General features: G+C 62.6%; 9 protein-coding genes. 3 read left to right on the top strand and 6 right to left on the bottom strand.

Features of this window, described 5'->3' with window-relative positions; genetic code table 11:
* Nucleotides 1–2: 2 nt before the first annotated feature.
* Both N8H74_RS12815 and N8H74_RS12810 read right to left on the bottom strand, forming a co-directional pair.
* Entirely contained in the window at nt 3–302 is a 300-nt protein-coding gene (locus N8H74_RS12815; RefSeq protein ID WP_065257175.1) for a BolA family protein, read from the bottom strand.
* A 12-nt stretch (nt 303–314) separates the two neighbouring features.
* Entirely contained in the window at nt 315–833 is a 519-nt protein-coding gene (locus tag N8H74_RS12810; RefSeq protein ID WP_217830722.1) for a DUF2059 domain-containing protein, read from the bottom strand.
* Between the two features lie 192 nt (nt 834–1,025).
* Here N8H74_RS12810 and N8H74_RS12805 point away from each other — a divergent pair, with 192 nt between their 5' ends.
* Entirely contained in the window at nt 1,026–2,420 is a 1,395-nt protein-coding gene (locus tag N8H74_RS12805; RefSeq protein ID WP_262147949.1) for a class II fumarate hydratase, read from the top strand.
* Nucleotides 2,421–2,514: 94 nt separating this feature from the next.
* Here N8H74_RS12805 and N8H74_RS12800 read toward each other — a convergent pair whose 3' ends face one another.
* Nucleotides 2,515–3,474, bottom strand: a complete 960-nt coding sequence (locus N8H74_RS12800) for a DMT family transporter (RefSeq protein WP_262147947.1) — start codon at nt 3,472–3,474, stop codon at nt 2,515–2,517.
* Between the two features lie 213 nt (nt 3,475–3,687).
* On the opposite strand from N8H74_RS12800, the gene N8H74_RS12795 reads away from it, so the two are divergent.
* Nucleotides 3,688–3,882, top strand: coding sequence for a DUF6316 family protein (locus tag N8H74_RS12795; RefSeq protein ID WP_217830719.1), 195 nt, complete (start codon nt 3,688–3,690; stop codon nt 3,880–3,882).
* Between the two features lie 93 nt (nt 3,883–3,975).
* Here the strand turns inward: N8H74_RS12795 and N8H74_RS12790 are convergent, their stop codons facing one another.
* Both N8H74_RS12790 and pap read right to left on the bottom strand, forming a co-directional pair.
* Nucleotides 3,976–5,160: a thiolase family protein gene (locus N8H74_RS12790; protein WP_262147945.1), complete on the bottom strand. Its 1,185-nt coding sequence runs from the start codon at nt 5,158–5,160 to the stop codon at nt 3,976–3,978.
* A gap of 102 nt (nt 5,161–5,262) precedes the next feature.
* Entirely contained in the window at nt 5,263–6,777 is a 1,515-nt protein-coding gene (gene pap, locus N8H74_RS12785) for a polyphosphate:AMP phosphotransferase (RefSeq protein ID WP_262147943.1), read from the bottom strand.
* A 172-nt stretch (nt 6,778–6,949) separates the two neighbouring features.
* Between pap and mnmC the strand changes: the two genes are divergently transcribed.
* Nucleotides 6,950–8,929 (top strand): bifunctional tRNA (5-methylaminomethyl-2-thiouridine)(34)-methyltransferase MnmD/FAD-dependent 5-carboxymethylaminomethyl-2-thiouridine(34) oxidoreductase MnmC, encoded by a 1,980-nt coding sequence (gene mnmC, locus N8H74_RS12780; protein ID WP_262147941.1) that lies wholly within the window; start codon nt 6,950–6,952, stop codon nt 8,927–8,929.
* Here mnmC and N8H74_RS12775 read toward each other — a convergent pair whose 3' ends face one another.
* A complete protein-coding gene (locus N8H74_RS12775) occupies nt 8,930–13,735 on the bottom strand; it encodes an NEL-type E3 ubiquitin ligase domain-containing protein (RefSeq protein WP_262147939.1) in 4,806 nt (1,601 codons plus the stop codon).
* Nucleotides 13,736–13,832: the final 97 nt, after the last annotated feature.

Genomic DNA, 13,832 nt, shown 5'->3' with positions numbered 1-13,832 from the left:
ACTCAGTGCTTGCTACCCCCGGCACAGGTCGGCGATGCAGGAGCGGCGCCCACTTCTGCCCATTCCTGCGGGGTGTAGGTGTGCAGCGCCAACGCATGGAACTCGCCCATCAGCTCGCCAAGCGTGCCGTAGACTTTCTGGTGGCGCTTGACCCGGTTCAGCCCTTCGAACTGCGCGCTGACCACCACAGCCTTGAAGTGGGTCTGCAACCCGCGACTGTGCATGTGGCTTTCATCCAGCACTTGCAGATGCTCGGGCTGCAGCAGGGCCAGCGTCGATTCGATGCGTTGTTGCATGGTCATCAAGAACTCCGCTTACTTCTTCTTGGCCGGGGCAGCGCCTTTAGGCGACAGCTCGTTGGTCATGTCGTCCAGCAGCTTGTTGACGACCGGCACCGCGCTTTCCAGCTTGGCCTGGGTCATCTGGGCCGATTGCTGGGTCAGCTGCGGCATTTTTTCCAGGACTTTCTTGCCCAGCGGCGACTGGTAGAACGCCACCAGATCCTTGAGCTCCTGTTCGCTGAAGTTGCTGGTGTAGAGCTTGACCATGTCAGGCTTGAGCTTGTTCCAGCCGATGGCTTGATCCAGGGCGGCATTGGCCTTGGCCTGGTAGGTTTCCAGGACGGCTTTCTTGGACTCCGGGGCTTTGGTCTGTTCAAAGCGCTGGGCGAACATCTGCTGCACTTGCATGTACACCGGAGTGCCCAGTTTGTCAGCGTGCGCCAGGGTCAGAAAAGATTCGGCACTGGCATTGTGGCTGGCGGTATCGGCAAGCACCTGGCCGCTGGCGCAAACCAGGGCAACCGCGGTACAGATGGCACGAAGACGAGTCATCGAGTTTCCTTTTCAGCTAGGCGAGGTCGAACCCCAAGGGCGACCATTCTGCGCCTAAAAAACGCTGCGGCTCAACCCCCGGGCCTTGCCGCGCTTGATTGCCGGGGCTGGCAGGTCAACAATCAGCTCGATGGAACCACCTGGGCCGGACCCGGCCTAAACTGCGCGAACAGACCAACAGGAGTGTGCATGATGAGCCGTAAAGAATCCGACAGCCTGGGCGAAATCGACGTCCCGGACGAAGCTTACTGGGGCGCTCAGACGCAACGCTCACTGATCAATTTCGCCATCGGCCAGGAGCGCATGCCGTTGCCGGTGCTGCATGCCCTGGCGCTGATCAAGAAAGCCGCCGCCCGGGTCAATGACCGCAACGGCGATCTGCCGGCCGACATCGCCCGCCTGATCGAACAGGCCGCCGACGAAGTGCTCGACGGCCAGCACGACGACCAGTTTCCGCTGGTGGTATGGCAGACCGGCAGCGGCACCCAGAGCAACATGAACGTCAACGAAGTGATCGCCGGTCGCGCCAACGAACTGTCCGGCAAGGCCCGTGGCGGCAAGTCGCCGGTGCACCCTAACGATCACGTCAACCGCTCGCAGAGTTCCAACGACTGCTTCCCCACCGCCATGAGCATCGCCACCGCGCAGGCGGTGCAAAACCAGTTGCTGCCGGCGATCGCCGAGCTGTCCGGGGGCCTCGCCGAGCTGTCGGCACGGCACATGAAACTGGTGAAGACCGGGCGCACCCACATGATGGACGCCACGCCGATCACCTTCGGCCAGGAAGTGTCCGGCTTCATCGCCCAACTGGATTACGCCGAGCGGGCGATCCGTGCCGCGCTGCCGGCCGTGTGCGAACTGGCCCAGGGCGGCACCGCCGTCGGCACCGGGCTGAATTCGCCCCATGGTTTTGGCGAGGCGATTGCGGCCGAGCTGGCGGCGCTGTCCGGCCTGCCCTTCGTCACCGCACCGAACAAATTCGCCGCGCTCTCCGGGCATGAACCGCTGACCACCCTCTCCGGCGCCCTGAAAACCCTCGCCGTGGCGCTGATGAAAATCGCCAACGACCTGCGTCTGCTCGGCTCCGGCCCACGAGCCGGGTTCGCCGAAGTGCGGCTGCCGGCCAACGAGCCGGGCAGTTCGATCATGCCCGGCAAGGTCAACCCGACCCAGTGCGAAGCGCTGTCGATGCTGGCGTGTCAGGTGCTGGGCAACGACGTGACCATCGGTTTCGCCGCAAGCCAGGGCCACTTGCAGTTGAACGTGTTCAAACCGGTGCTCATCCACAACCTGCTGCAGTCGATCCACCTGCTGGGTGACGGTTGCAGCAACTTCCACCAGCACTGCATCGCCGGGCTGGAGCCGGATGCCGAAGTCATGGCGCAACATCTGGAACGTGGCCTGATGCTGGTGACAGCGCTGAACCCGCACATCGGCTACGACAAATCGGCGGAAATCGCCAAGAAGGCCTACAGCGAAGGGCTGACCCTGCGCGAGTCCGCACTGGCGCTGGGGTATCTGACCAATGAAGAGTTCGATGCCTGGGTGCGCCCGGAGAACATGATCGAGCCGGGGGCCAAGGGCTGAGTGTTGTAGCGCCTGACAGCCACCCTTCGCGAGCAAGCCCGCTCCCACAAAGACGTGGGAGCGGGATTGCTCGCGAAGGGCACGACAAAGAATTTCAGCCAGGCACCGTCCGCGCCCGCCGCGCCTTGAGCCCGGCAATCAGCGAAGGCCCCAACGCCACCAGCGCCGACCCCAGCACCACCAGCACCGCCCCGCCATAGCCCAGCGCATTGATCTGCTCGGCATGCACGTATTCCGGCCACGTCCAGGCCGCCACCGCGACGGCGCCGAACGTCACCAGCGGCGTGATCGCCAGCGTGGCGCTGACTCGCGACGCTTCCCAATGGGCCAGTGCCTCGGCAAACGCGCCGTAGGCAATCAGGGTGTTCATGCAGCACGCCAGCAACAACCAGCCCTGCAACGGGTTCAGTTCCAGCGCTTCGAGCGGATGCACCCACGGCGTCAGCAGCAAGGCGCAGAACAGGTAGATCACCATCATCACCTGCAACGAATTCCAGACCGTCAGCAATTGCTTCTGCCCCAACGCATAGAACGTCCAGACCGTCGACGCGAGCAACACCAGCAACACCCCGGCGGTGTAATCCGACAGCGAGGTCAGCAGTTCCGCCAGGCGCTGGTTGAAAAACAGCGCGAAGCCAATCAACAGCACCGCCAGGCCAATGCCCTGGCCGATGCTGAAACGCTCCTTGAACACGAACAGACTGGCGATCAACAACATGATCGGCCCCATCTGCACCACCAGTTGCGCGGTGCCGGGGCTGAGCAGGTTAAGCCCCATCAGATACAACACGTAGTTGCCGACCAGCCCGAGCACCGCCATCAGCACCAGCCAGCCGCCCTTGGGACCCAACTGCTTGCGGCTCGGCAGACGGCGGGTGGCCGCCAGATAAATGAACAGGCAACCGCCGGACACCGTCAGGCGAAACCAGGTCACGGTGATCGGGTCCATCACCAGCAACACCTGTTTGAGCTTGATCGGCAGGATTCCCCAGAGAAACGCGGTCAACAAGGCCAGGAACATGCCGTACACCCAGCGACCCGACGAAATGTGCATGAGAACCCCGAAAACTGCCGACGAGAGTAGTCATTCTAGGCGTAGCCATCGGCGCGACACAGGGACAGTTGCGCTGCGGCCGCAAATGAAACTGTGCAGGTCGCAACGAAAAATTGACGGATTGCCGTTGATCGGTTGAACGAGCGAGCCAAGTGCTTCGGGCATAAGCTCATTGGATCCGACCCGGACCCTCACTCACCAGGAAGACCGATCATGTTAGGCATGCGCGCCCAGGACACCGCCCCCGCCACGCACTTTCGCAGCGACCGGGTGTGCCGGGTCAATGGCGAACTGTTTTTCAGCACGCGGGAGAACACCCTCGAAGGGCCGTTCGACAACCTTGAAAGCGCGGAAAAAGAAATCCGCGCCTATATAGCGCGGATGCAGATGCTGGATTCCAGCCGATAGATCCAGCGCCCTCTTCACAGACAAGCCCGCCTGCTCCTGTGGGAGCCGGCTTGTCTGTGAAGAGGCCGGAACAGACCGCCAATGCCTTTGCCCTCAGCGCACCGCCTCGAACAACCCGCTGGCCCCCATCCCGCCGCCCACGCACATGGTCACGATCCCGTAACGCAGACTGCGTCGCTGCAGCTCGCGCACCAGATGCCCGACCTGACGTGATCCGGTCATGCCGAACGGGTGGCCGATGGAAATCGAGCCGCCGTTGACGTTGTACTTCTCATTGTCGATTTCCAGCCGGTCGCGGCTGTACAGGCACTGCGAGGCGAACGCTTCGTTCAGCTCCCACAGATCAATGTCCGCCACTTGCAGCCCCTTGGCCTTGAGCAGTTTCGGCACCGAGAACACCGGGCCGATGCCCATTTCGTCCGGCTCGCAACCGGCCACGGTAAAACCACGGAAAAACGCTTTCGGCTTGAGCCCCAGTTGCAGGGCTTTTTCCAGGCTCATCACCAGGGTCATCGAGGCACCGTCGGACAACTGCGAGGAGTTGCCGGCGGTCACCGAACCGTCCTCGGCGAACACCGGTTTCAACCCGGCAAGGCTTTCGTAAGTGGTGTCCGGGCGGTTGCAATCATCGTGGTCGACGATGCCGTCGAGGATCTGCACTTCGCCGCTGTGCTTGTCCTCGACCCGATATTTCACGGCCATCGGCACGATTTCATCGTCGAACAGACCGGCCGCCTGCGCCTGTGCGGTACGCAACTGGCTTTGCAGGGAATAACGATCCTGGGCCTCGCGAGTCACCCCGTAACGGCGCGCCACCACTTCGGCGGTCTGGCCCATCGTGTGGTAAATGCCCGGCACCTGCTGTTTGAGCAACGGGTTGATCAGGTGATCGGTGTTGACGCTCTTGAGGGTCAGGCTGATCGACTCGACACCGCCGGCAACGATGATGTCGCTGCAACCCGATGCGATCTGGTTGGCGGCAATCGCAATCGCCTGCAAGCCCGAAGAGCAGAAACGGTTAAGGGTCATGCCGGCGGTGCCGGTGCCCAAACGCGACAGCACCGCCACGTTACGCCCGATGTTGTAGCCCTGGGCGCCTTCGTTGGAGCCGGCGCCGACGATGCAATCCTCGACGCTGGCCGGGTCGACGTCGTTGCGCGTCAGCAGCGCGTTGACACAATGAGCCGCCATGTCATCGGGACGGGTCTGGTTGAACTTGCCGCGAAAGGACTTGGCCAGGCCGGTCCGCACGCTGTCGACGATCACCACTTCACGCATGGCATACCTCATTGTTGTAGTCGGTTGAGAGTGGACCGAGCATAAGTCCACCCGATTGCCGACCGCGACAATCATTCACCCCGCGTATGCGTGTCCATCGGCTCAGTCCTTGTGTTTCTTCGCTTTGCGGTCGGACTTCTCGAACGCCTCCTCCAGCGCCCGGTTGATCGTGCGCAGCACCTTGACCCGCGCCCAGCGCTTGTCGTTGGCCTCGACCAGAGTCCACGGCGAAATCTCGGTGCTGGTGCGGTCGACCATATCGCCCACCGCCGCGCGGTAGTCGTCCCACTTGTCGCGGTTGCGCCAGTCGTCTTCGGTGATCTTGAAGCGTTTGAACGGGATCTCCTCGCGCGCCTGGAACCGTTCCATTTGCGTGTCCTTGTCGATCGCCAGCCAGAACTTGACGACGATCACCCCGGCATCGTCGATCTGCTCCTCGAAGTCGTTGATTTCGCCGTAGGCGCGCATCCAGTCGGCGGTGCTGCAAAAGCCTTCGATGCGCTCCACCAGCACCCGGCCATACCAGGATCGGTCAAACACGGTGAACTTGCCCCGGGCCGGAATGTGCCGCCAGAACCGCCACAGATACGGTTGCGCACGCTCTTCTTCGGTCGGCGCAGCAATCGGCACGATGCTGTACTGGCGCGGATCGAGCGCCGCCGCCACCCGCCGGATCGCCCCGCCCTTGCCCGCCGCATCATTGCCTTCGAACACCGCCACCAGCGCATGGCGGCGCATGCGTTTGTCACGCATCAGCCCGGACAGCCGCGCCTGCTCGGTGATCAGTTGTTCTTCGTAGTCGCTTTTATCCAGACTCAGGGTCAGGTTGAGGCTGTCGAGCAGGTTCAGTTGATCGACCGCGGTGCCCAACGGCGCGGCGCTGACATCGTGCGGATGCACGTCCGGGCGCTTCAAGGCGTTTTGCAGCCCCTCAAGCAGAATCTTGCCGACCGCCAGGCTGCGGTAATGCGCGTCCACGCCTTCGATGACATGCCACGGCGCGTAGTCGCGGCTGGTGCGGCGCAGCACGCGCTCGCCGTACTTGACGAACTTGTCGTAGGTTTCCGACTGCTGCCAGTCCAGCGGGCTGATGCGCCAGCTGTGCAGCGGATCATCGGCAAGGGCCTTGAGCCGCGCCTTCATCTGCTTCTTGGACAGGTGAAACCAGAACTTGAAGATCAATGCGCCTTCATCGCACAGCATCTTTTCCAGACGCTCGGCGCCCGCGATCGACTGATCCAGACGTGGGTCCTTGAACAACCCATGCACCCGCCCCTGAAGCATCTGGCTGTACCAGTTGCCGAAGAAAATGCCCATTCGCCCCTTGGCCGGAAGCATCCGCCAGTAACGCCAGGCCGGTGGCCGCGCGAGTTCTTCGTCGCTCTGCTGATCGAAGGTGCGCACTTCGATCAGTCGGGGGTCCATCCATTCGTTGAGCAGTTTTACCGTCTCACCCTTGCCGGCGCCTTCGATGCCGTTGATCAGAATGATCACCGGGAAACGCTTCTGCTGCTGCAACTCGAACTGCGCCTCGAGCAACGCTTCGCGTAATGCGGGCACCGCCGCATCGTAGGTTTCTTTGTCGATGGCGTGACCGATTTCAGCGGATTCGAACATGGGACGGCTCCTTCCAGAATTCAGCAAGACTAGCGGATTGGGCACAGGCGCGGCAGAGAAATTCCCGCGGGTTGCGGATTGTCTTCGACCCGGCGAGCGCAAGGCTTGCCATGGATCAAGCAGCGCCCGCGCTATCGGCTAGAATGGCCGCCTTGTCGTTGCCGAGCCTGCCATGAAACCTGTACTGCCCCACGCCCAACTCGACTGGGATGACCTGGGACGCCCGCGTTCGCGAGTGTTCGACGATGTGTATTTTTCCGATCAGTCGGGCCTGGATGAAACCCGTTACGTGTTCCTCGAACAGAATCGCCTGGCCGAACGTTTTGCCGCGCTGCCAGCACACGGGCGTCTGGTGATCGGCGAAACCGGCTTCGGCACCGGGTTGAATTTTCTCTGCGCCTGGCAGTTGTTCGAACAACACGCCCCGGCCGGTGCGCGGCTGCATTTCGTCAGTGTCGAAAAATACCCGCTGAGCCCTGCCGACCTGCAACGGGCGCTGGCCCTGTGGCCACCACTCAAGGCTCAGGCCGATCAGTTGCTCAAGCATTACGTGGCGATTCATCAGGGTTTCCAGCGCATCGTGCTGGATCATGGCCGGGTGACACTGACGCTGTTGATCGGCGATGCGCTGGAGCAATTGCCGCAACTGGATGCGCAGATCGACGCCTGGTTTCTCGACGGTTTCGCCCCGGCGAAAAACCCCGAGATGTGGACCGCCGAACTGTTCGCCGAACTGGCGCGGTTGGCGGCGCCGGGTTCGACCATCAGCACCTTCACCAGCACCGGTTGGGTGCGGCGCTTGCTCAATGCCGCCGGCTTCAAGATGAAACGCACGCCGGGCATCGGCCACAAATGGGAGATTCTGCGCGGCGAATTTCTCGGCTGGCCCGAGGGCGTTGCGCCACCGCCGCCGGACAAACCCTGGTTCGCCCGTCCGGCCCCGGTGTCCGGTGAGCGTCATGCGCTGGTGATCGGCGCCGGCCTGGCCGGTTGCGCCAGCGCCGCCAGTCTCGCGGCGCGGGGTTGGCAGGTCAGTCTGCTGGAACGCCATGACGCCGTCGCGCAAGAAGCCTCGGGCAACCCGCAAGGCGTGCTGTATCTGAAACTTTCGGCCCACGGCACCGCGTTGTCGCAGTTGATCGTCAGCGGTTTCGGTTACACCCGGCGTCTACTGGAAACCCTGCAGCGTGGCACCGACTGGGACGACTGCGGCGTGCTGCAACTGGCGTTCAACCACAAGGAAGCCGAACGTCAGGCACAACTGGCGGCGGCGTTCCCGGAGGATCTGTTGCAATGGCTCGATCAGCCCCAGGCGCAGGCTCGCGCCGGTGTCGGCCTGGCGCACGGCGGTCTGTTTTACCCCGAGGGTGGCTGGGTGCACCCGCCGGCGCTGTGTCAGGCCCAGGCCAGCCGAGACAATGTCCAATTGCTCAAGCATCACGACGTGCTGCAATTGCGTAAGGTCGATGATCACTGGCAAGCCTTCGACGGTGACCGACTGCTCGCCAGCGCGCCGGTGGTGGTGCTGGCCGGTGCAGCCGAGATCAAGCGCTTTGCCCAGAGCGCCGAACTGCCCCTCAAGCGCATCCGTGGGCAGATCACCCGACTGGCGCAAACCGCGCAGAGCCAGGCACTGGCAACGGTGGTCTGCGCCGAAGGCTACGTGGCGCCTGCCCGTTTGGGTGAGCACACGCTCGGCGCCAGCTTCGACTTCAACAGCGACGACCTGACCCCGACCACCGCCGAACACCTGGGCAACCTGGCGATGCTCGAAGAGATTTCCAGCGATCTGGTCGCGCGCCTGAACCTCAGCGAACAACCCGCCGAACAGTTGCAGGGACGCGCAGCCTTCCGCTGCACCAGCCCCGACTACCTGCCAATCGTCGGCCCCCTCGCCGACCGCGAAGCCTTCACCCAGGCCTACGCCGCGCTGGGCAAGGACGCCCGGCAAGTGCCGGACATCCCGTGCCCGTGGTTCGAGGGTCTGTACGTCAACAGCGGCCACGGTTCGCGCGGCTTGATCACCGCGCCGCTGTCCGGCGAACTGCTCGCTGCCTGGCTGGACAACGAACCGCTGCCCCTGCCCCGAAGCGTTGCCGAAGCCTGCCATCCCAACCGGTTCGCCCTGCGCCGGTTGATCAGGGGTAAATGACTACACCGATACAGCCTCGGGCAGCACGCAAATCCCCAGGTCAATCAGACGCTGAACCCGGTCAGTGATCTGTTTGACCAGGGTGTTTTCCGACTCTGCCTGGCTGGCCGCGTATTCGTTCATCTGCCGCAAGTAGTCGGCGGAGCTGTAGCTGCCCGCCTTGTCGAACAGTGTCTGGATCCTCAACTGATGAGGCGCGCGGGCCTCGCTGAACTCCCGCGCATACACGCCTTGCAGGTGGTTGATCCAGAACGGCTGGCGCGCCAGGAACTCGTGCCATGCCGGACTCAGCTCGGCCGTCGTGACCCGCAGGGCAGCCGTGTCCAGATCCGCAGCGGTGACCCCGCCCAATGAGGCGTAGCGCATGTGTCGCGGTTGCCCCGGCAGATTCAGCGACTCCGCCAGCCCCGTCCGATACGCCAGGCTGACTTCCAGAGGATCGCGCGCCGGATTTTTCCGCGCCTGCTCGGCGGCGATGGCATCCAGCTGTTCGAGGCGGAACAACCCACGGCCCAGTTCCAGCAGCGACGCCGTCGAAGCGCCCTCGGCCCCGGTCACCTTACGAATCTGCACCGCAAGCTCCAGATGACTGAAGTTCATGGCGGCGGAGTCCGTGCAGTTGATCGGGTTGGCGGCCACATCGAAAACCTGCTCGCGCAGTGCGGTATCGGCCTCGGTGTGCTGCAGAACCTCCCAGACACGGGTCGTCAGATCCTCACGTACCTGATCGGAATCGGCGGTGTTGCCCAGTTCGGCCAGCAAATGAAACAGCCCGTCGGCGCCCGGATCGTCCTTGAGTGCCGTCCAGATCTTCAAGCGCTGCTCACCGACCTCGCCACCGGTTTCGGGCAACCAGAGCGCCCGTGCCGATTGCTCGTCGAGACGCGCGTTGTCGTTTTCCACGAACCCCATGCCGACCCCGACGCGATCGCGATAACTTTCCAGCTGGACGCTACTGGAGCGTGACAACGGGTTGTCGCGCAGGTTGAGGGTTTCGCTGAAGCTTTTCTCGGCCTCGAACAACCACTCGGGCAGTTCCTGAATGTCGTTGCCACGCATATCCACACGATCCAGGTTGGGCAGGCGCTCAAGCCCTTTGGGCAACTCGGTGGCGCGGGTATTGCGCAACGAGAGGTAAACCAGATCGAACATTTTGCTGACATCCGGCGTCGCCCCCAGATGGTTGTCACTCAGGTTCAGGGCTTGCAGGGTGCGCAGGTTCGACAGTTTGGCCAGGGTCTGCTCGTTCAGCTTGAGCTGGTTGGAGGCCAGGCTCAATTGCCTGAGGCCGGGCATGTGCGAAAGCACTTCCGGCAGCAGGGTGAGCCGGTTCTTGTTGAGTTCCACGGACTCCGCCTGCTTGAAGGCCTTGAGGAAATAGGCGACGTCATTGCCCAGCGCTATGTCCTTGAGTGACAAGCGCTTCACATGATCAAAGTTGAGCCCGACCGGCAGCACCGGCAACTTGCCGACACGCATGCCATCCAGTTTCAATGCATGCACCGGACGGCGAAATTCGTCGGGGGCAAATACCATGCGCCGAAAGCTGTCCTCGATCACCGCAGCCACGGTTCGCCGACTCTCGCGCACTTCGCTCGACACGCCCCCGGCCTCTTTCACGCCTGCCTCGTCCCCGGCCCAGTCTTCCAGCGCTTCGCGCAGGCGGCCCAGATCCGTTCGCAGCTGTTTGACGCGGGTGGCCCGGGCAAGGTGGTCGTTGCCCAGGCTGTCGAGCAATTCACTGGCCTGCTGACTGGACAGTCGTGGATAGAGTTTGCGCAGCTTGAGCAGCAACGCACGCGAGTGTTTCGATCCCGCAGGCGGGTCGGCCTGTGTGCAGCCCGGTTCAGGGACAGCACGCTCGAACTTGCCACCGGCCAGGATTCGCGCACACCCCTCCCGTTCATCAAGCCCCCGGTCGAGCAACTGGCGTCTTAACCGCCAGGCGTCATCAGTCTTTGACTCGGCAAAACCCAGTGCCTTGCGCTGATCGGCGGACAAGGTTTTGAGCAAGGCCTGGTAAAAGCTGTCGGGGCCTGACTCGAATTGCCCCAACGACTTACCGTCGCTGCCGAATGCCTCATAACCCTGCTTGAGTCTGACCAGGGTGCGGGGGTTCGCCGAGCTGGCGACCTTCGTGCCAACCGACTCCAGCAAGCTGCCCTTGAGGGTCTGCGCTCGCACCTCCAGATGTACGCTCGTGTCCCAGCCACTCAGTTGGGGCAGCAATTGGACGGCCAGTTTTTCCGTATCGGGATTACTGACGTCGGTGAGATAAAAGCCGCTCAACGCGCGGTCGACACGGACAGCGGCCGACGCCTCGCGGACTTTCTGCGCCAGCTCCATGGGCACGCGGCCGGTGGCCCGCAGACGCAAACGCTCGACACTGGACGCCTGTTTGAGCAGTTCGTGGGCGTAGCGCACCGGCACCTGCGGATAGACGCCACGCACGGTGGCCACGTCCGCGACGGTGCTCTGGTCGTAACGCTGATACAGGTGTTCGAACAACCCGCGCCGATCGGCCTTGACCGTTTCGCCGATTTTCTTCGCCAGCAGGACGGGTTGATTGTTAGCCGCCTCCTCCCCAAGCAGCGCTTCCAGCTCTTTGGGATACAGACCGTCAATCACGGTCTGGAGCAATTCGCCGTTGGCGAGCTGCGCCTGACTGACAATGACACTCAAGGTGTCGTCATCGATGGCAGTGGGTGGATAAGTCGCCGTGATCCGGCCCTGCGCATCCACCACCTTGAGATAACGATCGACCGGCCAGCAAGGCAACTTCGGCAAAGTGTGCAATTGCTCCTGCGCATAGGTATTGCCGGTCACCTCGCCGCGCTCCATCTCGGTGATGAACTCCCGCAACCGGCGTTCGATCCGCAGACGCTCCAGCGCATCGGACAGACGCGCGGGCAGCGGCAGATTGTCATCGCTCAAACGGTGCAACTCGTCAAAACGGATGTCAGTCAGGCGACGCACCATGTCCAGGCGCCCGTCATCAATGTCCTGCAAGCGCGGGTCGATGCGCTTGAGCGTGTAAGCACCGGTCCAGTGTTCGCTGGACTCGGCTTGATGGCGCCAGCCGCCCAAGGCGTTGAGTTCGACCTTCGGGGCATAAGCCTGCGCTCGCCTCGGATGCTGGATGTGCCAGGTCCGGGTATGCGGATTCAGTTCCACCAGGTAAGCGTGATAGTCGATCCGGATCCAGATCTTGCCGCCAACGGCAAGAGTTCCGGCGGCCTCGGGCGCCAACTGGTAGGCATCCAGCTCCGGTTTCCACAACCGGTCCTCGCCGCTGCGGTTGAGAATGGCGGTGAACGGTCGGAAAAACTCCGGATGCTTGCGCGCGGTTCTGATTGCCAAAGTCTTCAGGGCATTCTGGCCGACCCCGGTTACCACCATCAGCACAATGTTTTCCGCGACGCTGAGCAGGTGCGACAGCGCTTCGCGCTGGTCGCCGTGACTCCAGTCCTCGACGCCTTCATAAACCTCGCCGAGCAACTGGCCGATGGCAACGCCCATCATCAATTCACCGAGCACCGGAACGAACAGCCCCGCGACGTTGGCGACCGTCAGGCCGATTTCCAGGTAGGCGCTCAGGCGTTTTTCCCGCGCGTCCTCATCCACGTCGGCAGTGGGCACCGCGAGCACGCGAGCATCCCGCTGCAATTTGCCAACATGGCTCTTGAGCATGAAATCGAACAGCGGCTCGCTCAGCGACAACGGCTTGACCTGACCCAGGCTGCGACGCTCAGCGAACGTCTTGAAGAAATCCGCCTTGTCGTCTTCATCGAGGCAATGGGTGAAATACTGCCGGTAACTGTCGATCCCCAGCCTGAAACTCAGGTATTCAACACAGGCCTTGAAGCTGGGAAATTCGTACAGGGGCTGATAAGGCTCATTGGCCATGTACACCAGGCATTTCTCTTGCGGGAACGCCTCGACCGAACGCTCGGAAAACACCACGGCGCCCCACACACAACTGCCGAGCAACTGGATGCCCTGCATGATCCAGGGCCGCCCTTCGTAATGCAGCGTCTTGTCGCTGACCGCGCCGCCGGCCTCGATCAGCCGCTGCACCATCCGGAACCCGGCCTCGGTGATGTGCGCCTTGATCAGCGCCATGTACAGATCGAACTGCAACAACTGGCGCTTCAAGGTGGCGATGTCCTGGGTCAGCGCACTGGTTGCGACCACGGCGCCATCGACGCGACGCAGGCCGAAGACCTGCAGAAAATGCTGCTGATATCTCTGCCCCAGATCCAGCTCCCGACAGAATCCGGCGAACGCGGCGGGCGTCAGACCGGGCACCCCTGACGGTGTACTGGCAACCCGGACGACGCTGCCCTCGGGAAAGCCATCAGCCCCGGTTTGCTCTTCGCTGAAGTTCTGCATCGCAGCGTCCAGCAGACTGCGTGTGGCCGGTGCGACCGTCGCCGGTTTGCCGTCAGCAGCAGGCGTTGCCGCACAACCGCAGGCAGCGCCCGGCAACTCCAGATGATCTCTTTCAACGTCAAACCCCACGCCCCATCGGGCCGCCAGGGCAATACTCAATTCGGCCGTGCAAAACGCCTTCAATGACTTCAACGCCTTCAACTCGGCTTCGACCTTCAATTGACTGGCATGCAGTTCGCGAGAGGTCTTGTCCAGCGCCTCAAGCGTGCCGGTGGCGCTTTTCAGCAACCCGGCAGGCAAACGTTTTTGCAGGACTTGAGCGGTCTCCAGATCGCCGGTGGCTTCCAGCAGCACGGTCAGAATCTGGCGGGATGTCAGCGTGGACGGGGGCGCAGGCTCCTTCTTGCTCGACATGGGCAATATTCCTTTATTGCAGGTTGGGGCCATTACCCTAGCGATCCTTCGCGGCGATGAAAAACAAGAAAACCTGCACGGTTGCACAGCGTAATGA

Origin of the sequence: Pseudomonas sp. B2M1-30, from assembly GCF_025447575.1 — a bacterium.
Taxonomy (GTDB): Bacteria; Pseudomonadota; Gammaproteobacteria; order Pseudomonadales; family Pseudomonadaceae; genus Aquipseudomonas; species Aquipseudomonas botevensis.
This window is presented reverse-complemented; position numbering and strand designations above follow the sequence as displayed.